Origin of the sequence: Marinospirillum minutulum DSM 6287 (assembly GCF_000422325.1) — a bacterium.
GTDB lineage: Bacteria > Pseudomonadota > Gammaproteobacteria > Pseudomonadales > Halomonadaceae > Marinospirillum > Marinospirillum minutulum.
In genome coordinates this window covers 384,825-407,231 of sequence record NZ_KE383818.1, presented here as the reverse complement: position 1 = coordinate 407,231, position 22,407 = coordinate 384,825, and the positions used below count along the sequence as shown (strand labels likewise).

The 22,407-nt window shown below is 42.8% G+C and carries 20 protein-coding genes; 11 read left to right on the top strand and 9 right to left on the bottom strand.

Annotation, left to right across the window (positions count from 1 at the left end; translation table 11 throughout):
* Positions 1-93: 93 nt before the first annotated feature.
* On the top strand, positions 94-2,163 hold the full coding sequence (locus H571_RS0111505; RefSeq protein WP_084482812.1) for a carboxy terminal-processing peptidase: 2,070 nt from the start codon (positions 94-96) through the stop codon (positions 2,161-2,163).
* A gap of 31 nt (positions 2,164-2,194) precedes the next feature.
* Here H571_RS0111505 and H571_RS15050 read toward each other — a convergent pair whose 3' ends face one another.
* A complete protein-coding gene (locus tag H571_RS15050; RefSeq protein ID WP_036218170.1) occupies positions 2,195-2,866 on the bottom strand; it encodes a class I SAM-dependent methyltransferase in 672 nt (223 codons plus the stop codon).
* Between the two features lie 223 nt (positions 2,867-3,089).
* On the opposite strand from H571_RS15050, the gene miaB reads away from it, so the two are divergent.
* From miaB to H571_RS15040, 6 genes are all read left to right on the top strand, one after another.
* Entirely contained in the window at positions 3,090-4,421 is a 1,332-nt protein-coding gene (gene miaB, locus H571_RS0111495; protein WP_027849436.1) for a tRNA (N6-isopentenyl adenosine(37)-C2)-methylthiotransferase MiaB, read from the top strand.
* Positions 4,422-4,435: 14 nt separating this feature from the next.
* Entirely contained in the window at positions 4,436-5,488 is a 1,053-nt protein-coding gene (locus tag H571_RS15045) for a PhoH family protein (protein WP_245562348.1), read from the top strand.
* Positions 5,478-5,978: an rRNA maturation RNase YbeY gene (gene ybeY / locus H571_RS0111485; RefSeq protein WP_027849435.1), complete on the top strand. Its 501-nt coding sequence runs from the start codon at positions 5,478-5,480 to the stop codon at positions 5,976-5,978. The genes H571_RS15045 and ybeY overlap by 11 nt, the downstream gene beginning before the upstream one ends.
* A 12-nt stretch (positions 5,979-5,990) precedes the next feature.
* On the top strand, positions 5,991-6,869 hold the full coding sequence (locus H571_RS0111480; protein WP_027849434.1) for a CorC family transporter: 879 nt from the start codon (positions 5,991-5,993) through the stop codon (positions 6,867-6,869).
* Between the two features lie 4 nt (positions 6,870-6,873).
* The gene (lnt, locus tag H571_RS0111475; RefSeq protein ID WP_051168306.1) at positions 6,874-8,388 is read left to right on the top strand and encodes an apolipoprotein N-acyltransferase; all 1,515 of its coding nucleotides are present in this window, start codon (positions 6,874-6,876) and stop codon (positions 8,386-8,388) included.
* A 122-nt stretch (positions 8,389-8,510) separates the two neighbouring features.
* Positions 8,511-10,064, top strand: coding sequence for a methyl-accepting chemotaxis protein (locus H571_RS15040; protein ID WP_051168305.1), 1,554 nt, complete (start codon positions 8,511-8,513; stop codon positions 10,062-10,064).
* Between the two features lie 16 nt (positions 10,065-10,080).
* Here the strand turns inward: H571_RS15040 and H571_RS15035 are convergent, their stop codons facing one another.
* Both H571_RS15035 and H571_RS0111460 read right to left on the bottom strand, forming a co-directional pair.
* Entirely contained in the window at positions 10,081-10,599 is a 519-nt protein-coding gene (locus H571_RS15035; protein ID WP_051168304.1) for a zinc ribbon-containing protein, read from the bottom strand.
* A gap of 26 nt (positions 10,600-10,625) precedes the next feature.
* Positions 10,626-12,338 carry a serine/threonine-protein kinase gene (locus H571_RS0111460; RefSeq protein ID WP_027849432.1) on the bottom strand — a complete coding sequence of 571 codons (1,713 nt, stop codon included), beginning with the start codon at positions 12,336-12,338 and terminating at the stop codon, positions 10,626-10,628.
* A 189-nt stretch (positions 12,339-12,527) separates the two neighbouring features.
* Here H571_RS0111460 and ppa point away from each other — a divergent pair, with 189 nt between their 5' ends.
* Positions 12,528-13,058: an inorganic diphosphatase gene (gene ppa, locus H571_RS0111455; RefSeq protein ID WP_027849431.1), complete on the top strand. Its 531-nt coding sequence runs from the start codon at positions 12,528-12,530 to the stop codon at positions 13,056-13,058.
* A 71-nt stretch (positions 13,059-13,129) separates the two neighbouring features.
* On the opposite strand, the gene H571_RS0111450 is transcribed toward ppa, so the two are convergent.
* Both H571_RS0111450 and H571_RS0111445 read right to left on the bottom strand, forming a co-directional pair.
* Complete coding sequence (locus tag H571_RS0111450) at positions 13,130-14,020, bottom strand: LysR family transcriptional regulator (RefSeq protein WP_027849430.1); 891 nt, start codon at positions 14,018-14,020, stop codon at positions 13,130-13,132.
* A 124-nt stretch (positions 14,021-14,144) separates the two neighbouring features.
* Complete coding sequence (locus tag H571_RS0111445) at positions 14,145-15,548, bottom strand: solute carrier family 23 protein (RefSeq protein WP_027849429.1); 1,404 nt, start codon at positions 15,546-15,548, stop codon at positions 14,145-14,147.
* Between the two features lie 386 nt (positions 15,549-15,934).
* Between H571_RS0111445 and ppnN the strand changes: the two genes are divergently transcribed.
* Positions 15,935-17,314: a nucleotide 5'-monophosphate nucleosidase PpnN gene (ppnN, locus tag H571_RS0111440; RefSeq protein ID WP_027849428.1), complete on the top strand. Its 1,380-nt coding sequence runs from the start codon at positions 15,935-15,937 to the stop codon at positions 17,312-17,314.
* A gap of 141 nt (positions 17,315-17,455) precedes the next feature.
* On the top strand, positions 17,456-17,749 hold the full coding sequence (locus tag H571_RS0111435) for a hypothetical protein (RefSeq protein ID WP_027849427.1): 294 nt from the start codon (positions 17,456-17,458) through the stop codon (positions 17,747-17,749).
* Here the strand turns inward: H571_RS0111435 and H571_RS0111430 are convergent.
* Positions 17,733-18,197, bottom strand: coding sequence for a flavodoxin domain-containing protein (locus tag H571_RS0111430; RefSeq protein WP_027849426.1), 465 nt, complete (start codon positions 18,195-18,197; stop codon positions 17,733-17,735). The genes H571_RS0111435 and H571_RS0111430 overlap by 17 nt on opposite strands.
* Before the next feature lie 103 nt (positions 18,198-18,300).
* Between H571_RS0111430 and H571_RS0111425 the strand changes: the two genes are divergently transcribed.
* Complete coding sequence (locus tag H571_RS0111425; RefSeq protein WP_027849425.1) at positions 18,301-18,498, top strand: DUF2788 domain-containing protein; 198 nt, start codon at positions 18,301-18,303, stop codon at positions 18,496-18,498.
* Between the two features lies 1 nt (position 18,499).
* Here the strand turns inward: H571_RS0111425 and H571_RS15030 are convergent, their stop codons facing one another.
* The 3 genes from H571_RS15030 to H571_RS0111410 are packed head-to-tail and all read right to left on the bottom strand — an operon-like array spanning position 18,500 to position 22,312.
* The gene (locus H571_RS15030) at positions 18,500-21,112 is read right to left on the bottom strand and encodes an EAL domain-containing protein (protein WP_156887870.1); all 2,613 of its coding nucleotides are present in this window, start codon (positions 21,110-21,112) and stop codon (positions 18,500-18,502) included.
* Between the two features lie 37 nt (positions 21,113-21,149).
* Positions 21,150-21,950 carry a response regulator gene (locus tag H571_RS0111415; RefSeq protein WP_036218166.1) on the bottom strand — a complete coding sequence of 267 codons (801 nt, stop codon included), beginning with the start codon at positions 21,948-21,950 and terminating at the stop codon, positions 21,150-21,152.
* A 32-nt stretch (positions 21,951-21,982) separates the two neighbouring features.
* Complete coding sequence (locus H571_RS0111410) at positions 21,983-22,312, bottom strand: hypothetical protein (protein ID WP_027849423.1); 330 nt, start codon at positions 22,310-22,312, stop codon at positions 21,983-21,985.
* Between the last annotated feature and the right edge of the window lie 95 nt (positions 22,313-22,407).

Below are 22,407 nucleotides of genomic sequence, written 5' to 3'. Positions count from 1 at the left end.
TGATGCGGTATGCTTAAGCCAAGACATTAAACTTATTTTAAACTTTGCAATCTATACCTGATAGCTTTAAAACTGTTTTAGGAGTACGACCCGATGCGCACGCACCTAATGCGTGGTTTGATGATTTGTTTGCTGACGCTTGGCCTTTCGCCTTTAGTTAGTGCTGCAGAGTCTTCCACACGCCAGTATACACCGCTTGAAGAGTTGCAGCCCTCTGCTGCTCACCGCCAAGTTGCCCGCGAAATTACGCGCACCATGACACGCCAGCACTTTGCTGATGTCACTTTAAATAAAGCACTAGAAAAACAAACCTTAGAAAATTATTTAAAGCAGCTAGATCATAGCAAATCTTTACTAACAGCCAAACAAGCTAAGTCCATTCTTAAAAATACTAGTGCTATAGAAAACGCTCTAGTTAAAGGTGATTTAGACTACCCCTTTGCGCTTTTTGTAGAAGTTACCCAAAAACAAATTCAGCGTTTAGAAAACAACCTAAATCAGCTTAAAAATAACCTAGCTAGTTTTAATTTTCAGCAAGACCAACGCTTTTATGCTGATCGCCGTGAAATGGATTGGCCAGAAACAACGGCAGAACTAGATACCTATTGGCAGCAGCGTATGACGCATGAGCTATTAAACCTAATGGCAGCCAATAAAAGCACCGAGGAAGCCCGTGATTTATTAGTACGCCGTTACGAAAATCAGCTTAACCGTATTCGCCAAACTAACAGTGATGATATTTTTCAAGGCTTTATGAATGCCTTTACAACTAGCGTAGACCCTCACACCAATTATTTTTCTCCCCGCCGCAGCGAAAGCTTTAATATTCAAATGAAGCTTTCCTTAGATGGTATCGGTGCCATGCTGCAAATTGAAAATGAGTTCACCAAGGTAGTTAGCCTAGTACCAGGCGGCCCTGCAGATAAACAGGGTGAATTAAAACCTACCGATCAAATTTTGGGTGTGGGTCAAGGTAATGAGGAAATTGAAAACGTCATAGGTTGGCGTTTAGATGAAGTGGTCGATTTAATTCGTGGCCCGCGTGGTTCCATTGTTCGTTTAGAGGTTCAGGCAGCCGACAGCACTAATCATCGTATCGTTGAAATTGAGAGCAATGCCGTTCAGTTAGAAGATCAAGCAGCTAGCAAAAAGCTTATAGAAACAACACTTAACGGTGAAACTCGCCGCATCGGTGTTATTGAAATACCCACCTTTTACCTAGATTTTGAAGGCCAACGAACCAACAAAAAAGACTTTCGCAGCACCACACGTGATGTAGCACGTTTAATTGATGAGTTAGAAGAAGAGGGTATAGACGGCCTGGTTATCGATTTACGCAATAACGGTGGCGGTGCTTTGCAAGAAGCCAACAGCCTAGTGGGTTTGTTTATTTCTCGTGGCCCAACTGTGCAAATTCGTGACTCAGATGGTCGTGTTAATATTCTGGGTGATAGCGGTGGAACAACTCATTACTCTGGCCCTTTAGCAGTGGTTATTAACCGTTTATCTGCTTCGGCTTCAGAGATTTTTGCAGGCGCTATTCAAGATTATGGTCGTGGATTAGTTGTGGGCGAGCAATCCTTTGGTAAGGGAACTGTGCAAACCATTATGGATTTAAGCTACGGTCAGTTAAAAATTACCCGCGCCAAATTTTACCGTGTTTCTGGTGATAGCACTCAGCACCGTGGCATAGTGCCAGACATTCTTTTTCCACCCTTGTTTGATGCAAAAGAAATCGGTGAAAGCTCTTCTCCCAACGCCCTACCTTGGGATCAGGTAAAAGCTATTCTGCCACCGCGCCAATCGTTAATAAAAAGTGCGCTAGCTAAGCTAATTGCTAGCCATGAGGAACGCACTAAAAAAGACCCTAACTTTTTATTCCTTACCGAGCAGTCAGATTGGTTAAGCCGCCATGAAGGCTCTCCGGGTATAAGCTTGAACCGAGAGCAGCGTAAGCTAGAGCAAGAAAAAGATGAAGCAGAACACCTTGCTATGGAAAACCGTCGCCGTAAAGGTTTAGGGTTACCTCTGCTTACTAAGTTAGATGAAGAAGCAGATAAAGACTCTACCAACAAGAAGGTAACACCGGTAGACACGGCTATTCTTGAAGAAGCTGGGCGAATTTTATTAGACTACTCACAAATTCAAACTAGCCAGCGCTAAGTCACTAAAGCCTGCCCAATGGCAGGCTTTTTTAGTTTTGTGCTTCGCCTGCTTCTCTTGGCAAACGACCCCAACCTGCTGGCTGTTTGCGTTTAAGCAAAAATACTTCTTCTACCACCCCGTCTTGGCGTTTCTCTTTTAGCAAAAGCTCTAATAAAAAGTTAGTAGCGTAAAGCTCTTCAACTTCCGCTGCGCTTACATTAAAAGGTGGCGCTAACTGTTCTTCTGGCGCTTGGCGAGTTATTAACAACATCTTTGCGCCCGGTTTTAGGCAGCGTGCCAAGAACAAAGCATAGTTTTGCCTAGCTGCACGGGGTAAGGCTATGAGTGCCGCTCGGTCATAAACTGCATCCACAGAACGGAGCATATCTGGTTCTAGGTGCATTATATCGCCTGCCACAAAAAGCATACGCCCTTGCCAAGCCAGTTTTAGTTTATTTTCTTCGGTATAGCGCACAGGTTCATCGTGGGTTACTAGGTATTCTTCTTGGGCTTTTTCAACAATATCAGCGCCTATCACTTCATGCCCTTCTGAAAGCAACCAGTCCATATCAAGACTTTTTCCACAAAGGGGTACAAACACGCGGCTAGTTGGCACTAGCTGTAATCTTTGCCAAAAACGTTGCAAATGCCGATTGACTTGGGGCTGATGAAAACCCAAGTCTTCGTTACGCCAAACGTCTTCCCAATAGTCTTTATCCACACTTCCTCCATTAGCTTTTACTTTGCTAGTAACTATCCACATAACCTGTGGATAAACCTGGGCACATCCTAAGGGCAACTAGCCCAACAGCTGATACACTAGCCAATATAACAAACTGACGAAATTTTGTTCACTAGCACTTAGGTGCCTTCCCTCTGTATAATTCCTTAATCAATTCTTAAAGGTCTTGTTTTGTCTCATGTCTGAAGCTAGCAATCCAACTATTACTAAAAAACTCTTTATAAAAACCCACGGTTGCCAGATGAATGAATACGATTCATCACGCATGGCTGACTTGCTGGGGGTTTCTCACCAGTTAGAACTAACAGATGATGAAAATGAAGCAGATGTCATTCTGCTAAATACCTGCTCTATCCGTGAAAAAGCGCAAGAAAGGGTTTTTCATCAGCTAGGCCGCTGGAAACACTTAAAGGAACAAAACCCTAACCTACTCATAGGGGTGGGTGGTTGTGTGGCTAGTCAAGAAGGTGAAAACATTCGTAAACGTGCGCCTGTGGTAGATTTAGTGTTTGGGCCACAAACACTGCACCGCGTACCAGAAATGATTGATGCTACCCGCGCCACCAAAATACCTGTTATTGATGTTACCTTCCCTGAAATTGAAAAATTCGATAATTTACCTGCACCGCAAATTGATGGTGTTACCGCTTATTTGTCGGTAATGGAAGGCTGCTCTAAATACTGTACTTTTTGTGTTGTGCCCTACACCCGAGGTGAAGAGGTTTCGCGTCCATTTGAAGACGTAATGCTAGAGGTTCAGCAACTTGCAGATCAGGGTGTAAGAGAAATTAACCTTTTAGGTCAAAATGTTAATGCCTACCGTGGTTTAGATGCTGAAGGCGATGAAATTGATTTAGCCGAGCTAATCACCTGCGTTGCAGCAGTGGAAGGTATAGACCGTATTCGTTTTACCACTTCACACCCAGTTGAGTTTTCAGACAGTTTAATTGAAGTCTATAAACACGTACCAGAGCTGGTTAGCCACCTGCACCTACCGGTGCAGTCAGGTTCAGACGCTATTTTAACCGCCATGAAACGTGGGCATAATCGGGCTGAATACATCGACAAGATGAAACGCATTCGTGAAAGCCGCCCCGATATTTGTTTTTCTTCTGATTTTATTGTTGGCTTTCCTGGCGAAACCGATGAAGATTTTGCCCAAACCATGGATTTAATCGACGAAATTGGCTTCGATATTTCTTTTTCGTTTATTTACAGCGCTCGCCCTGGTACACCTGCAGCAGACCTAGTCGATGAACTACCTGAAGCAATAAAAAAACAACGTCTCCATATTCTGCAAGCACGCATTACTCAGCAGGCAATGCAAATTAGTCGCCGCATGGTGGGCAGTAAACAGCGTATTTTAGTCACAGGTTTGGCAACCAAAGACCCAGGTCAATTCACTGGTCGCACCGAAAACAACCGCATTGTTAATGTAAGCTGCGACAACCCAACCGATTACATAGGTCAGTTTGTCGATGTTATTATTGAAGACACCTACACCAACTCTCTGCGTGGCCGCTTAGCGGACTAAGGATTTTTTTACTTTTGAACAATCAACAAAACTCCCTTGCCCTTGAAGACCCTCTGCCTGGACAGCGTATTATTCAGCTTTCTTTGCAGCCTTTAAATAGCAAACGCTTGGCTAATTTATGTGGGCTACAAAACGACCACTTAAAACTGATTGAACAGCGTTTGGGTGTAGATCTACGTAATCGTGGCCATGACTTTGAAATTAGTGGTGAAGCTAGGCGTGCCAATGTTGCTGCGGCCATTCTTGAGCAGCTTTACAAGGAAACGGCCACCGAAGACTTGCAGCTAGAAACAATTCACCTGCATTTGCAAGAAGCTGGCTTAGAAGCGCTAGAAGAAGAAGGGGTTAAAGATAATTTCACTCCCACCTCTATTCGCACGCCTAAAGTGAACGTTCGGCCTCGGGGTGCAAATCAGCAGGGTTACGTGCATTCCATTCGCCAACACGATATTAACTTTGGTATTGGCCCTGCCGGTACAGGAAAAACCTATTTAGCCGTTGCCTGTGCGGTAGAAGCTTTAATGAAAGATGAAATACGCCGTATTTTATTAGTTCGACCCGCTGTTGAAGCAGGCGAGAAACTTGGCTTTTTGCCTGGCGATTTATCGCAAAAAATTGATCCCTACCTACGCCCCCTTTACGATGCTCTGTATGAAATGCTGGGCTTTGAGCAGGTAGGCAAAATGATAGAAAAGAATGTGATTGAAGTTGCGCCCCTTGCCTTTATGCGTGGGCGTACTTTAAACAATGCCTATGTTATTTTAGATGAAAGCCAAAACACCACCCGCGAACAAATGAAGATGTTTTTAACGCGCATTGGCTTTGGTACTACCGCCGTTATTACAGGTGATATCACCCAAATAGACTTACCCCGTGGCACTCATTCAGGCTTAACCCATGTAATGACTGTGCTACAAAATGTGCAGGGTATAGGCATTACACGTTTTGAAAACCGTGATGTGGTACGTCATCCACTAGTGCAACGCATAGTACAAGCCTACGACCTTGCTGAGTCAGCCGCAGAAATCGAACAACAAAATAAGCGATCTTACAAGCATGGAAACTGATAAACCTCCCCTGTGGCTAGACCTACAGCTAGCCACCAATCAACCTGAACTTTGCCCTTCTGAAGAAGCAATTTTAGCTTGGTGCCTACTTGCTTTACCAACCCACCTGCCTCCCGGAACTGAACTAACCCTAAGAATCGTTGATGAAGCAGAAAGCCAGCAGTTAAATAATGACTACCGTGGCAAAAACAAGCCAACGAATGTCTTATCTTTTCCCTTTGAAGCCCCCATTGATTTACCTGCTGAAGCTGAGTTAAGTTTACTGGGTGATTTGGTTATCTGTTTACCTAAAGTAATTGCAGAAGCTGCTGAACAACAAAAGCCTGTGCTAGATCACTGGGCTCACTTGGTTATTCACGGCCTGTTGCACTTACAAGGTTATGACCATGAAACCGACTCAGAAGCCGAGTTAATGGAAGGCTTGGAAATTGATTTGCTCGCTAAATTAGGCATTAACAATCCTTATATCAGCAACAACAATGCAGGTTGATCAACAAATATCATGAACGAAGACCGATCGAGTAAGGGGCAACCCTCGAAAAGCTGGTTTGATAAACTTTTAGGTGCTTTTTCTGCAGAGCCAAGTAACCGTGTAGAGCTACTTGAATTCCTTAAAGATGCTTCAGATCGTCAACTAATAGATAACGAAGCACTAACCATTATTGAAGGTGCCTTGCAGTTAAGCGATATGCAAGTTGGCGATGTAATGATTCCTCGCTCGCACATGACAGTGGTAAAAATTGATCAACACCCAAGGGACTTCTTACCTAAGCTAATTGAATCTGCTCATTCACGCTTTCCAGTAATTGGTGAAACTTCAGATGAAGTCTTAGGCATTCTTTTAGCTAAAGACCTCTTACCTCTCATAGTTGATCACCAAGCAATGGAAGCCTTTGATATTCGCCAGGTTTTACGTCAAGTTGCTTTTGTGCCTGAATACAAAGGGCTTTATTCCATGTTGCGTGAGTTTCGTGAAACGCACAATCACATGGCAATAGTGGTTGATGAATACGGTGGCACGGCTGGCTTAGTTACCATTGAAGACGTTTTAGAAGAAATAGTTGGTGATATTGAAGATGAGCACGACATTGAAGAAGAAGCCGATATTCGTCAGGTTGAAGCAGGCAACTACCTAATAAGGGCACTCACACCCATTGAAGACTTTAACGACTATTTTAATGTCGACTTTAATGATGAGGAGTTTGATACCCTCAGTGGCATTTTAATGCAGAAGTTTGGCCACCTGCCTAGGCGCGGTGAAAGTGTGGTTATCTCCGGCTTTGAATTTACCGTTATCAATGCTGATAATCGCCGTATTCGCCTTTTGCAAGTGCGCCGTTTAACCAGCGAAGAAATTGCTGAACTTCCAGAGCAGGATTAACTTTTTGTTGAAACGTTTAAACGCCTCCCTAGTTGGTCACCTAGCCGCATTATTAGCGGGTGGAACGCTTACGCTCGCTTTTGCGCCTTTCAACCTTTGGCCGGTTAGCTTTTTGGCACCGCTTGCCTTTTGGCTAGTGCTTAAAAACCTAACCAGCAAACAAGCCATTTTTCGCGGCTGGCTCTTTGGTTTGGGTGTTTTTGGTACTGGTGCTTCTTGGGTTTATGTCAGTATTCAAGAGCATAGTGATACCCCCACTTTTATAGCCCTTACCCTTACTTGGGCTTTTGTTGCTGGTTTAGCCTGCCTATTTGCTTTACATGCTTGGCTTTGGCAACGCTGGTTAAGTAAAACCAATGCTTTAGTTAGTTGGCCTGCCTTATGGGTACTAATGGAAGCTTTACGTAGTTGGCTATTTACTGGCTTCCCTTGGCTGCTCTTGGGTACAGCTCACCTCAACACACCTTTTAGTGGCTGGGTTCCTATTGTTGGCGTTTATGGCTTAACAGCGCTTAGTGTGTTGTCTGGTATGCTTATTTACAGCAGCCTTAAACCTTCAACGCCTCACTGGCAAAGAGGGTTTACGCTTAGCCTTTTAACCATTTTATTTTTTGCAGGCATTAACCTAAAACAAAAAGAATGGACACAAGCCTATGGCGAGCCAATCACGCTAGGATTAGTCCAGGGCAATATTGCTCAAGAAGATAAATGGCAGCCATCTAAACAAAAAGAAATTATTCGAACTTACCTAAACCTGAGTCATCAACTAGGTGAACTAGACCTAGTTGTCTGGCCAGAAACAGCGCTTCCTTTATTACCTCGCCAAGCACAACCTTTTTTTAACCTAGCTTTGAAAGAAGCAGGTGAAGAGGCAGGTTTAATTTCTGGGCTAACTTCCTTAGCGCCTAAACAAAATAATTATCACAATAGCTTGTACACCGCAGGTAAGGCTGAAGGTACTTACCACAAAGTAAAGCTAGTACCCTTTGGTGAGTTTCTTCCTTTTGAAGCACAACTACGCGGCATTACTGATTTCTTTGATTTACCCATGTCTAGCTTTGTGCCTGGTGAAGAACACCCAGCTAAGCTGCAACTGGCTGAAACCACCCTTGCACCTTTAATTTGCTACGAAGTAGCCTACCCAGACTTTGTTGCTAGACAAGCATTCAATTCCCATTGGTTATTAACTGTTTCTAACGATGCTTGGTTTGGTTCTTCTATTGGTCCCTTGCAGCATTTTGAAATGGCGCGTTTTCGTGCCTTAGAAACAGCACGCCCTATGGCTCGTGCTACCAACAATGGTGTTACCGCACTTATAGACCATCAAGGTCAGGTTATTAAAGAATTACCCCAGTTTGTTACCGCAAGCCTAAAAGGTGAGTTACAGCCCCGTGAAGGTAACACCCCCTTTATGCTAACGGGTAGCTTACCTTTATGGATTTTTTGTTTATTGCTTTTAGAGTGGCAAAGATACCTCCAGTATCGAAAACGTCCTAAACGTAAACCTAGCTACTTATAAAATACACCTTAGTAGGATTGAGTTTTTTTTGACTTGCATCATAATAGCGCGCTTAATTAGCGCTCTTTAATATTTGGTTTAGTGAGTGCTCATAAAAAAATATAACGCTTGAGACTCACTAAATGAAAACCAACCTGCCGATCACTCAGCAAGAACGTAAGTTTGATCAAGAGACTCGACTCGTTTCAACCACTGACTTAAAAGGCATAATTACCTACGCCAACCCTGCCTTTTGTGAGGTTAGTGGCTTTAGTCTTGAGGAATTAGTAGGTAAAAACCACAACCTTGTTCGTCATCCAGACATACCACCTCTAGCATTTAAAGAGCTTTGGGCAGCATTAAAGCAAGGAAAATCTTGGTACGGCGTAGTAAAAAACCGTTGTAAAAATGGTGATTACTATTGGGTTGATGCCTATGTCACGCCTATCTTCCAAGACAACAAAATTGTTGGCTACCAGTCTGTACGCACTAGCCCTTCTGATGCTAGAAAATTAAAAGCAGAGGCGGTTTACAAAAAAATTAATGCTGGTAAAAACCCAGCCGTTACTAGTCAGCCTGTTATTCACACTAAATTACTAACCCTAGCTTTAGTTGCTCCTTTTATAAGTGGTTTAGCTAGTTATCTGCTACCGCAATATAGCTGGCTTTGGTTAAGCATTTTTCCTTTATTGGCTCTAGCCTTTACTTGGTTTAGCTTGTCACCCTTACGCCAACTGCAACAGCTAAGCTTAAAAGTTATAAACAACCCCACTGCTCAAAAAATCTTTACGCAACGCCGTGATGAAACTGCATCCATAGAACTAAGTTTTTATGCCTACCGTGCGCAAACACGTACTATTTTAGGTCGCATGTCAGATACCCATAATGCTATTCGTAATGTAATGGATAAGCTGACCACACAAATAGCCAACAACACTGAATCTTTAAATAAGCAAGAACAAGACTTAGAGCTAATAGCCACAGCCATTCACGAAATGTCGGCTAGTATTCGAGAAATAGACCATAACATTACCACTAACTCTAAGCACTTAGATGCTTCTAGTGAAGTTTGTACTAGCGCCTATAAAAACATAGCTAGCACTGCAGAATCGATTCAGCAGGTTTGTACTGAGCTGCATGAAACTTCAGAAGAAGTGAATAAGCTTAGCCAAGCTAGCCAAGAAGTTGACCACATTATGCAGCAAATTGCTGGCATTTCTGAGCAAACCAATTTACTTGCACTGAATGCGGCTATAGAAGCAGCGCGTGCGGGTGAGGCTGGGCGTGGTTTTGCGGTGGTTGCAGATGAAGTACGTGAACTGGCTGCCCGTACCCATGCTTCAACAGAAGACACCCACACTACTCTTGAACAGATACGCCTAACCGTTAAACGCGTTGTAGAGCGAATGACTCAAAATGAATCAAGCATTAGTGGCAGTCGTAGCCAGGTATTAGATGCCATGACTAGCTTTACTAGCATTGAACAAGCTTTTTCTGGTATTGCAGATAGAGAAATACAGGTTGCTACAGCCGTTAGTCAGCAGCGTAATGTTGCAGAAGAAATTGATCTGCGTATTAGCTCGATCAACCAACAAGCAACAACAACCTTGGAAGGTGCAAAACTAGCCTGCGATGCACTAGAAGAACTTAATGCTCAGAGCCGCGAGCTAGAATCGACTATTCAGGCGTTTAACTAGTTTAAGTTTTTGCTTGTTATTCAGGGCTGCGAATAAAAACACGGCCATCGCAACGGTGACAAGCATCTAACCTATGCGTGGCGGTTAATTCAATTTTCTTTTCGCAGCTAGAGCAGTTGAACGTGCCCGCCATTGCTAGCTCACCTGTATGGTAAAGGGTGGGGTCTTCACGACTAGCCAAGTCTTCTTGCAAGGTGCGAGCATCAAGCAAAGAAGGGTCGGCTACCTGCTTTAACCAATGAACAAACTGCTCGCTCAATAGCTGGCTTTCTTGTGCCAGCCAATTTCTTACGCCCTTGCCTGTTTCTACTAAATACGAACGTAAGTCTTGTAAATCACGTTTTAGCCAAGTGGTTAATAAATCAGCTTCTTCTCGTGTTAAACGCTCTATATCTTGCTCTGCTTCAACTAGGCGTTCTATTTCTTTTTCTAAGTCTAGCGCTTGGCTCGACTTTTCTAGCTCTAGTTTTGTTTCATATAAACGCTCAACCAAGTTGTCGTACAACTCAACTAGGCGTGATGTTTGATCTGTCATTTGTTTCTCCAAAACACGGCTCTTACTTAATAAAATAAACTCAATAACAACAACAATAACAGAAAACCGGCTAAACCCTTCCAAAAATTAAGGGGTTTGCTCTCACCTGCTTGCTGATTCAACTGGCTAGCAGATGGCTTTTTTAAATCATAAATAAACTCTGACAAACGACGGTAACGTAACTCAGGGTTAGGCTGTAGGGCTTTATGCAAGGGCAGATCTATCCATTCGGGCAGCTTAGGATTAAGTTGAAAGGCAGAAAGGTAATCTAAGCGGGCAAAATCGACTTTAGAGTTAAGGCTTTCTAGCTGACCAACATAGGGTTGCTGCCCAGTTAAAATTTCATAGGCTATAGCCGCTACTGAAAATTGATCCGACCTTTCATTAGGCTCTTTTCCTAAACGGTACTCAGGTGCAGAGTAGGCTGTTAAACCAACACGCCTTGCTAGGGTAGATACAGGAGGTAAATCGACCATCTTGGCTACACCACAAGCAGCAAAATCAACTAGCTTTAATATTCCGTTGGTATCAACCATAATGTTTTGTGGGTTAAGGTTTTGGTGTAATACTTCCCGCCTATGCATAGCTCTAACCGCTTTGGTTAGCTGTTCAATTAAATCGACCCTTACCTTGATATCGGCAGCTGGATTATCTTTTAACCATTCTTCTAAGGTTCGCCCTTCAATGTACTCCATTAAATAATATAACTGCGTACGTGGCTTAGATAAATCAACAACCTTGGCAACATAGGGTGAAGAAACCCTCTCTACTACCCATTGCTGCATTATAAAGTGGGCAATAAATTCTTTTTTACGTGCTATTTGGGGTGAAGGGGCTTTTAGTACTAGGTTACGATTGGTTGCAACATCATAAACTCGATAAATACGACTGGTTGCACTGCGCGATAAAACCTTGGTTACTCGGTAGCCATCAACTTCATCACCTGGGTTAAGCTCTACAGGCATAGGCAAGCTGGTATAAGCCTCTCCTAGCCCTTCAACAACTTCTTGAGGCACTTGATCAATTCTTAAAAGCTGAAAGCAGAAATTGTAGCTGGAGTAGCCACGCCGACTGGCTTTTTCCATGGCTCTTTTTAAGATTTGATCACAGGTTAAATTAAGGTCTTCTGAATATTCACCTATAAGCTGAACAAAGTCTGAGGGTACTAAAGTGCCTTTTACCGCTTGAGTCGTAAATAAAAACAAATCACCTTGTTTGGCTGTAAAAGTTAAATAATCTATATCTAAACTAGGGTCCATACCCATCGCTCGTGACGGGTAGCGATAACCGCCTAAAAAGGTGGTGTGCTCACGGTTAAGTAGCTGGCAGTCTGCACCACGCAAACGGTAAACCAAGGTGTCGCCCATATGGAACAAATGCGCTTGGCGGCCTCTAATTAATAAGGCACTCATTGAGCTAATATAGCTACCACGGGTGAGGTTACGGTTTTGCGCAAAAAGCCAACTGTTTAAAGCAGATAAAACTCGGTTTGCCGAAGTTTTTACATCCCAGTTATCGGGTGTTGAGTAATAATCGGCAATAAACCCTTTAACACTGGTTTCACCTGCCTGTTTAGCTAATGCATTACGCCAAGTAGAGTCTGCAATTACTGCTGCAACGCCTTTTATAGCTAGCTGCGAGTCTTTAGGGCTAGCCACTGCCATAGACGCACGCGCACTTTGGGTATCTTGGGCTAAATAAGATTGACCATAACTAACTTTTAATTCATCCAACTGCATGCGCAAATGCCTTAAACACCGTGAATACTGCTTTAATATGAGTAGTATCCCCCTTGTACACCCTGCTTCTCAAGTAGATTACTCTTATCCCTTGGTCTGAAAGACCGCTAACAGGTTGGAGTTATGGGCTTAAGGAACGTATAATTCACAGGCTTAAAAATTCTCACTTCTTACTAGGGTCTAAAGCTGATGAGCTACAACAAGATTCCTGCTGGTAAATCTCTTCCAGAAGACATTAACGTGGTGATTGAAATTCCAGCCAATCATTCACCTGTTAAATATGAAATTGACGAAGAAATGGATGCACTGGTTGTTGACCGTTTTATGGCAACACCGATGTTTTACCCAGCTAACTATGGTTATATTCCCAATACTTTGGGTCAAGATGGCGATGCACTAGATGTACTAGTGATTACTCCCCATCCAGTTGAGCCTGGTAGTGTTATTCGCTGCCGCGCTGTTGGTGTACTGAATATGGTTGATGAGTCAGGTTCTGACGCTAAACTGATTGCTGTACCTCACCAGTCACTCACCACTATCTATAACGATGTTCAAGACATCAACGATGTGCCTGAGCTGCTACGCAAGCAGATCGCTCATTTCTTTGAAAACTACAAAGATTTAGAAGAAGGCAAGTGGGTAAAAGTAGAAAACTGGGGCACTAAAGCGGATGCTCACGAAGCTATCCTAAAATCTGAAGCAGATTTTAAAGCCCAGTAGTTAGCCTACTTTTAAAGCTTCTAAAGACTAACTTAGGTCTTTAGAAGCTTTTTGTGTTTTTAGCAGTTAAATTAGCGTATGTCTGTGCCTTGCCGCCAAGAAAGGTAGTCATCTAATAGCTGCAAATAACGCTCTGGTAGGGTTTTCTCTTTTAAGCTAACCCGGTAAATGGGCCAACAGGTTTCAATAGGCAAACGCCATTCACGTATTTGTTGTTGCCAGGTTGATGCTTCCCATACGCTGCGGGGTACAACGCTAAACCCTAAGCCTCGGGCGACAGCATCTAAAGCTAGGTGCACCCGGTTAACATAGCTACGCTGTATTAACTGCCTAGAGCCTCGGTATTCTTCTGGAAAGTTAGCTTTGAGTAGTTCACCTGCTTGCTGTTGCCCTTGCTGATGATTAATAAAACCTAAACCTAATAATTCTTGAAGATTATTGCCTTGGTATTCAGCGGGTACTACCACAATAAGGGGTTCTTGCAGGTATTCAACGTAGCTTAAATCGGCATGGCGCTGCATTTCACTCACTAAAGCCATGTCTACCCTATGGTTCAGTACTTCTTGTATTGCTTCACTGTTATCTGCAAAACGTAGGTGCAAACGTAAACGTGGGTGGTTTTTCATAAAACCCAAAGCAAAGGGATAAAGCAGCACGCCTAGCACTTCAATGCTGGCAATACGGCATTCACCCCCTTCTAATAAGTCCTGCTCTAAACTGTGACGAAACTGTTCATGCTCAGAAAAAAGACGCAAGGCATAGTCATAAACTTGTCGACCCGCCTCTGTTAATTCAAAACGCTTCCCCTTACGGGTTAAGAGCGGCAAGCTAAAGTATTCTTCTAGTTTACGCACATGCTGACTAACACCTGGCTGGGTCATGTCTAACTGACGTGCAGTTTGGGTAAAACTACCCGTTTCAACCAGTGAAATAAAAGTTCTAAAATAAAGCGCATTAAACATAGTAGCTAGTACCCTTGCACCTAAAAAAAAGCACCCAAAAAAAGTACCTATAAAAGGAAAAAGCCCCCAACCAGTAGTTGAGGGCTTTATAGTTTAAGCGAAACCGTTCAATAAATCAGTCTAGTTAACTTTTAGGTGGTTCATCTTCTTCAACCGCCATATTATCAACCACTTGAATAGGCTCGTCTTCATTTTCTGCGGCAGACTTACCAAAGCCACGAAACTCAATAATAAAGTAAAGCACCGTACCTACACCTAACCCCCAAGCCGCACCATGAGTAGCTAGTACCACACCCATAATTCCAGCAATACCCATAGACGTAGCATTGTTAATATTCTCTACTGCTACTGCAATACATAGGTAACCAGTAATCAGTAGAGTAATGGATAAGGCAATAGGTAGCACTGGCTTAAACAGGGTTACTAAAGGCAGCATAAAGAGTGCAATAAAACCTACAATCCAGAATACTGAAGCACCAGAATAGATAGTATCCATAGCACTACGACCATAACGATAGCGTTCTGCAATGGTTGCCATAGCACCTGTAAACAAGGGGCCAGCTAAACCTGGGTAGGGTGCGAATAAGGAGTGAATAAGGTTACGCAAACCGGTTACTAGGTGAACTCGGTCAATGTTTACTTCTATTTTTTCATCTGGGCGCAGGTGGTCAACACGCTTAATTAAGCTTTGGCCAACAATTATGTCACCAAAAGCAATAATGTAAGCAATAATTGCCGTGGGAATAGCCGCTAGCATTAACTTCACATCAGGGAAGCCAATTGAAAAAGGTAAGTAGGCCCAAATTTTACTAAAAGCAGGTACGTTAATACCCCACTCAATGCTTGGTAAAGGGTATTCCTTTACGCCCCAGCCTATTGCCATGGTAACCAACATACCTGGTACCATGCCATAACCAGCTATCATCTTTGCCCAGCGAAATCTTTCTGTCCAATCACGGAAAGACAAAGAAAACAGCACATAGACGGTTACTAAACCACCAATACTTAAAGAAATGGGTGTATTAAATAAACGACCACCGGGAGAAATTTCACCAGAAATGGCAGCAATACCTGCACCTAACAAAATACCAGCGGTTAACGATTTAGGTATATTTTCAATTAGCTTACTGCCTAAACGCGTGATACCCATAAAAAAGAAAATAAAGGTAACCATTAATTGCAAAGCAACCAAAGATTTAATGGCTTCTGGGCCAGGCTCAAAATCACCTACAAAAAGCAGCACTACAGGAATAGCAGGCGTGATCCAACCCGGTACAAAAGGCACACCCAGCAAGGTAGGTAGCATAAAGCCAATACCACCAACAACCACATAGGCAAGCGCTACATCGTAGGGAAGACCTAAGTACTTCTCTAAGAGTGGAATCATACCCATAGCAATAACAAACATTACCAAGGCTTGAATGGTTTCAGCCAATTCCCAGCGGTAATGAATAAAAGGTAGGCGAATTTTGAAGGGGCCGGCTGGCCAGTAGGGTTGTTCTTCACCGTATTTGCGTTTTAAAAGCACAGTCTAGTTCCTTAGCTAAATTTATCTTTATAACTAAAGCCAACAATGGCATTTAGTAATTTTGGGAACCGACGCCACTTTACTGTTTTTATAAGTGTGATCGTTCAGGCAGGTGCTTTTTACGCTGAATTAACCTAGATGCCAATTCGACCATATAACTAGCAACTGCTAGCTTGACTTAATTTTGTTAACCTAATAGCCACTAGGCTAGCATGATTATTTAGCTTATTTTGCTAGTATTCAATAATTATGCAATTAAAAACAGGCAGCACCCTAGGTTTTGTTATCAATTGTTAGCAAGGCTAAAACTAGCCGCAAAAAGTAAGCGAATGTTTTATCATGAGTAAAGCAAGGTATAAATATTTTCGCTAGGAGCGATCCCCTAAATGCAATCACCCAACACTAGTGCTATTAATGCTTTGGTTTCACCTGAAGGCAGTTTAGAAGTGCTTTCACAACATGAAGTTAATCGGCTAAGAAAAACTTCCAGTGATGGTCACCATGAAATTTTACGTCATTGTGCCTTGGCAGTGCTTTCTTGTGGCAGCCCTATTGATGATAGTGCTGCTATGCTAGAGCAATACCCCAACTTTGATATAGAAGTAATGCAGCGCGATAGAGGCATTCTTTTAAAACTCACCCAAGCCCCCGCTGATGCTTTTGTTGATGGTGAAATGATACGCGGAATGCGCGAACACCTGTTTGCCGTACTAAGAGACTTAGTTTATGTCAGTAATGAAATAAAACGCAGCCTCAACCACGACTTAACCAGCAGTGATGGCATTACTGATGCAGTCTTTCATATTCTTAGAAATGCACGTGTACTACGCACTAATTTACCGCCCAACTTAATTGTTTGCTGGGGCGGGCACGCCATTCCAAGAGAAGAGTATGAATACAGTAAAGATGTTGGTTACCACCTAGGATTACGCGAATTAGATATTTGTACAGGTTGTGGGCCAGGCGCAATGAAAGGCCCTATGAAAGGTGCTAACGTTGCCCATGCTAAACAGCGTACTAAATTAAGGCGTTATATAGGTATTTCTGAGCCTGGAATTATTGCTGCCGAAGCACCTAACCCTATAGTGAATGAACTGGTGATTATGCCAGACATAGAAAAACGCTTAGAAGCTTTTGTACGTTTGGGGCACGGTATTATCGTTTTTCCTGGCGGTGTTGGTACTGCTGAAGAAATTCTTTACCTTTTAGGTGTACTAAGCAACCCAGAAAACCAAAACCTATCTTTTCCTGTTGTTTTTACTGGTCCAGAATGTTCTCGCGCCTACTTTGAGCAAATTGATACCTTTATTGTGAATACCCTAGGCGAGCAAATGCGTGATTACTACCGTATTATTATTAACAATCCGGTTGAAGTCGCCCGCAGTATGAAACAGGCGATGCAAGATGTTAAACTGCACCGTATAAAGCACAAGGATGCCTTCTATTTTAATTGGCGACTAAAAATAGATGAAGTGTTTCAACAACCCTTTCATCCTACGCACCAAGCTATGGCTGAACTCCAGTTACACCGCGATCAGCCGATACACCTACTAGCTGCAAATTTAAGAAGAGCCTTTTCAGGCATAGTAGCTGGCAATGTTAAAGAGTCTGGTGTTCGTGCAATTAAAGAACAAGGCCCCTTTCAGTTGCATGGTGACCCAGAACTTCTTAAGTTATTAGATAAACTACTTAGCACTTTTGCCCAGCAGGGGCGAATGAAGCTAGCAGGCAAGACTTATAACCCCTGCTACCAGCTTATTAGCTAGCTCGGCTACGAAATGCCGACAGAAAAGACACGACTGGTTGCAGTACTTTTTTATTCTAAGGGGTAAACTTGCCCCCAACTGGCACTAGACCAGTCAATGCAGAGAGCTTCTCTGCTTTGTATTATTTTGGAGATAGTTAGCATGGTTGATATGGCAAAGCTGAAGGAAGATGCCCTTCAGCGCAAACGCCAACATGAAGAAAAGGAGTTAAGAAAACAGGTTTCTCGTAGCAAGAGACCTGCTAGGCGACCCCCTGCTTCACGCACTAGCACAGCAAAAGGTGGTGCACGCAACCCCTCTGCACAACGTGCCTTGGCGGCTAAACGCCCTCAGCCAAAAAAACGCAAGCGCTCAGTTAGTCGCTGGGTGCTAGATATCCTGCTCTTTCTTGGTGCTTTAATTGTTGTTGTCATTATGTTTAACCCTTTTCGCTAAACTTTTTTAGTGCATCCAACCAAGCTGTTAGCCAGTCTGAAATACCCTCAGCTGGCTGAAAAAACTCTAAAGCATCAATTTTTAATAAAGGCATAAGTGCCTTAGCACCCAAATCAGCAAACTGCGCATCCAACAACAAGCCACCTGCACAGTAGCTATCACCGTAAGATGAATCACCCAAAGCAATAACGGCATAACCTCGACCACTAAGCGCCCTTGGCTGCTGTTGCAATTCTGTATAAAAAGGCTGAATATTTTCTGGTAGCTCGCCACTACCCGTTGTTGAAGATACTAAAAGCACTACCGAATTACCTTCTAAGCTGGCTAGGTTCGGTTCCTCGTTAATTTCAACACTTAAACCTGTCGCTTCTACAGCTTCGGCAACGGCTTCAGCGACTTCAACAGAGCCACCGTAAACACTACCAACTAAAATAACCAAATCTGTCACTATTAACTCCTTATAAATTCTAAATAAAGATAAGCTAAGCTTACTAGGCAAAAAGCTTAAACCCTAGTAATTTAGTAGGTCATGCTAACACAGAGGAAAAACCATGGATTACATGAAATTAGAAGCCGTTGCTATGCCCGTTTTAATTAGTGGTTTAGTGCTATTTATGGGTTTTATTGTTTGGGACCTAGCCAGAAAATCTAAAGCAGGTGGGTTTGGAACTAGCATTCTTTTCTTAGCACTAGGCTTAGGGGTTGTAGGTTTTGTTATAAAAACCCTTGCTGTAGCCCTTATAGAATAAGCTAATCCCTAAAAACTATGGGTTGCCAATTTTTAGGAAATTCAGGCCACTCATCTTGAGTCATGGCAGCTAACCAGCCAGTTACCTTCTCAACCTTTGCGGGTCTGGCTAGCCAAAAGCCTTGGCAAACAGAGCAACCTAGCCCATGCAGCAACATAGCTTGTGCACTGGTTTCTACGCCCTCTGCAACTATATTCATACCCAAGGCAGATGCCATACCAATAATGGCTTTAACTAGCTGTGCATCTTCATGGCTAGCGGGTAATTCTAATATAAAGCTTTGATCTATTTTAATAGTGGATATAGGCAGTTTGCGCAGGTAAGACAAAGAAGAATAACCTGTACCAAAATCATCAATAGAAAGCTTTATCCCCCTTGCTTCAAACTCTTTAAGCAAATGGTATTGGTCACTTTCATCGCCTATTACTAAGCAGCTTTCGGTTAATTCCAACTCAATTAAATTAGCGGGAATAGCATAGCTTTCAAGGTAGTTAAATACACGCTGAGCAAAGCTGTAGTCTACTAATTGTCTGGCTGAAACATTAATTGAAACAGGCGGAGGCTTATAGCCAGCTGCTAGCCAAGCTTGTAAATCTCTACATACCTGTTCTATAACTCTATCGCCTAGCTCTTCTATTAACCCTAGTTTTTCTGCTAAAGGAATAAACTCACCGGGTGACACACTACCTAGGTGCTCGTCATCCCAGCGCAGCAGGGCTTCCATACCTATCCAGCGGCGGCTTCCTACATCAATTTTAGGCTGGTAAACCAGATGTAAAATTCGGTTTTCTAAAGCAGTACGTAAACCATGTTCTATGGCTAGATCGGCATAACTCCGCTCACCCATTTGCGCATCATAAAAACAGTAGCTATTGCGCCCTGTTTCTTTAGCACGGTACATGGCTGTATCAGCATGTTTTAAAAGCATTTCTGGTGTTTCACCATCACCAGGAAAAACACTAATACCTATACTAGTTGAAACCACTAGATGGTTTTGCTGCACATTCAAAGGCTTGGTTAGCACACTAATTAGACGTGCTGCTAAGGCCTCTAGTAAATGTAGAGACTCTACCTCTGGCACTAAAACTAAAAACTCGTCGCCACCTAAGCGTGCAACTGAGTCACCTTCCCTTACACTCTGTTCTAACCGACGTGCAATTTGTTGTAGTACCTCATCGCCAGCTTGATGGCCTAAGCTATCGTTTATACGCTTAAAAAAATCTAAATCTAAAAACAGCAAACCCATTTTATGCTTATGGTAGTGAGCATTGGCTAAGGCTTGTTTAAGTCTGTCGAGTAATAAACGACGATTAGCTAAGCCAGTTAGCTCATCATAGTAGGCCATACTATGAATTTGCTCTTCTTTAAGCTTGCGGTCCGTTATGTCACTAAAAATAGCTGCAAATTGACGAATGGAGCCCTTGCTATTGCGTATGCCTGTAATGGTTAGCCATTCAGCATAAATCTCACCATTTTTGCGTTTATTCCAAACCTCACCCTGCCAATAACCCTGGGTTAACATGCTGTTCCACATGGATTTATAAAAGTTTTTATCATGGCGGCCAGAGCTCAGTACAGCAGGAGTTTTCCCTAAAACCTCTTCTGGGCTATAGCCAGTTAGGGTAGTAAAACTAGGGTTAACTGCCTGAATAATGCCTTTGTTATCAGTAATAATAATGCCATCTAGAGAGGCTTCAATTACTTTTTGAGCTAAGATCAGGTGTTCTGTAGAGGTTTTTAGAGCAAGGTCACGTGCTTCTAAAGCAGCACGTAATTGGTTAACGTATTCATATTCAATGCTTGAAAGAATATCGGTAAAAGAAAGCAAACCACAGAGTAAATCGGTTGGGTTACCTTCCGCATCACAATCAACAACACCCAAATGTCGGAAGCCTTTTTCTCTTAGCAAATCAACGGCATGAAGCAGGCTCATATCTTTGGGAACACAAAATAATTCGTGAGTTGCTAGGTCTTGTAAAGTTAAGGCCGTGACTTCTTCTGCCAACAAAGCAATTAAGTCACGCTCTGTAATAATGCTGGCAGGTTGGCCTTTACCCTGCTCTACAATTGCAGCTTCAGCCCCTGCTTCGCGTAACCTAACAACTGCTTCAGCTATGGTTAAACTGGCATAAAGGCGCAAAGGTGGACGGCGAATGCTAGAACCAACATTGCGCATTAACAGATAGTTTTCTACACCCTGATGCCTAACTAAGTCTGACTGAGTTAGCATACCCAAGGGTTTGCCTTCTTGGCTGGTGACTAGCAAGCGCCGTAACCCCTGCTCTTTCATATAAGCAGCGGTTTCACTTAACCGAGCCGTTGAATCAACACTAATAACAGGCGAACTCATTAAACTGCTAATAAGGGTAGTGCTTAAATCTTGATCAGTGAAATCTAGCTTACGGGTATCGCCTTCAGTCCAGATACCTAAAATCTCTTCCTTCTGGGTAACAAGAATACAACTCACCTTGGCACGACTCATGCGCCGTGCAACTTCCTTAAGTGGTAAATTAGGTGAACAGGTTAACAAGCCACCGCTAACAAGTGCGCCAACTTGTGGGTCATCACCTAACTGCATTACGACTTCAGGCTCAAGGTTAATAAATTCTTTCAATTAAAGCTCCCTAGTTGCAAGAGAAAAGTTAACCGACTTAATCTTCTAGCAAAGACACTAATAACTGGCGCACCTGATTCACCTCAAAAGGCTTATCACAAATGGCAGACACACCCGCTTGGCGAACTGAAGCAAGGCGAGACTCATCTTCCGAAGTAACCATCATAATAGGAATGTGTGAATAATCGGCAGATTGACGAATGTGATTAATCATCGCTTCACCATCCATCACAGGCATATTGTAATCAGTAACAACTAAATCATAGGCTGCGTTTTCTAGGCACTTAATGCCTTCCTGCCCATCAACGGCTAAATCGATGTTAACCACACCAATTTGCTGTAAAACCCGCCTAAGGTGATTTCTAGCCATGCTGGAATCATCAACCACCAACACCCTTAGAGTTGAAACATCGTAAAGCTCTAGCTCAACTTCTTCATGTGTTAAGAACTCTAGGGTTGCTGCTAAAGCACGTTCTAAATCTTTACGATCAAAAGGCTTGGGCAAAAGTGCTAGAACACCGGCTTGTCGGACTGCCTCAAGGTTTTCGCGCTTTTGCTCACTAGAAACAACCATTTTTGCAACATTGGCTAGACTAGGGCTTTTAGACATTAAAGCAAAAAGCTCGTGGGCATCAGCATCGGGTAAATAGAGGCTGGTAATAATTAAATCGGGTACAAAACTGCGCATTCGGTTAATAGCTTCACGCGCACTAGCAACTGCCTCTAAGGTGTGAATTCCTTGCTCGCTAAGTAGCTCACGAATAACCTTGCGCTGCATAGCAGAGGGTTCAACTAGCAAAATACCTAACTGCTCAAGAGAAAGAGCGGTAGCTTCCATTTCTTTTAACTCCAATTAAATAACTTAAAAACCTAGTGTTTGCGTTGTTTATTAGGTAAGCCTGGCTGATAAACATCATCACGATAAATGAGTCGACGCGCCTCTATTGACTGCTGTGGTGCTAAGTTAAATACCGCTTCACGCAGCTTAAATAAACGTGCACCTTGGCTACGGGCTAATTGTAATTCTACAGCCTTAGGTAAGGGTGGCAAACGCAGTGCTTTGCGATCTTCAGTCCAAAAGGTTGCTTTATCTAGTATTAAACTTAAAAGGTTGCGTTGATTGGTTTTAAGCTCTGCTAGCAGTGTAAGCGCTATTAACTGCTTGGCACGGCGAATTTTTGCTAAATTAGTGCTAGTCATTTTAAGCAGTACCCCATTAAATTCTTTATGGCTATGATAAACCTTCAAAAAATTACAGCCAGTAGCAAATTATTTTTTTACAATTGCAACAAAGT

Coding starts and splice junctions, on each gene's coding strand:
- H571_RS0111480 (WP_027849434.1), top strand. CDS start 5,991: ATGAACGAAGACCGATCGAGTAAGGGGCAACCCTCGAAAAGCTGGTTT.
- H571_RS0111505 (WP_084482812.1), top strand. CDS start 94: ATGCGCACGCACCTAATGCGTGGTTTGATGATTTGTTTGCTGACGCTT.
- ppa (WP_027849431.1), top strand. CDS start 12,528: ATGAGCTACAACAAGATTCCTGCTGGTAAATCTCTTCCAGAAGACATT.
- H571_RS15040 (WP_051168305.1), top strand. CDS start 8,511: ATGAAAACCAACCTGCCGATCACTCAGCAAGAACGTAAGTTTGATCAA.
- H571_RS0111450 (WP_027849430.1), bottom strand. CDS start 14,020: ATGTTTAATGCGCTTTATTTTAGAACTTTTATTTCACTGGTTGAAACG.
- H571_RS0111460 (WP_027849432.1), bottom strand. CDS start 12,338: ATGCAGTTGGATGAATTAAAAGTTAGTTATGGTCAATCTTATTTAGCC.
- ybeY (WP_027849435.1), top strand. CDS start 5,478: ATGGAAACTGATAAACCTCCCCTGTGGCTAGACCTACAGCTAGCCACC.
- H571_RS15035 (WP_051168304.1), bottom strand. CDS start 10,599: ATGACAGATCAAACATCACGCCTAGTTGAGTTGTACGACAACTTGGTT.
- H571_RS0111425 (WP_027849425.1), top strand. CDS start 18,301: ATGGATTACATGAAATTAGAAGCCGTTGCTATGCCCGTTTTAATTAGT.
- H571_RS0111415 (WP_036218166.1), bottom strand. CDS start 21,950: ATGGAAGCTACCGCTCTTTCTCTTGAGCAGTTAGGTATTTTGCTAGTT.
- H571_RS0111410 (WP_027849423.1), bottom strand. CDS start 22,312: ATGACTAGCACTAATTTAGCAAAAATTCGCCGTGCCAAGCAGTTAATA.
- H571_RS0111435 (WP_027849427.1), top strand. CDS start 17,456: ATGGTTGATATGGCAAAGCTGAAGGAAGATGCCCTTCAGCGCAAACGC.
- ppnN (WP_027849428.1), top strand. CDS start 15,935: ATGCAATCACCCAACACTAGTGCTATTAATGCTTTGGTTTCACCTGAA.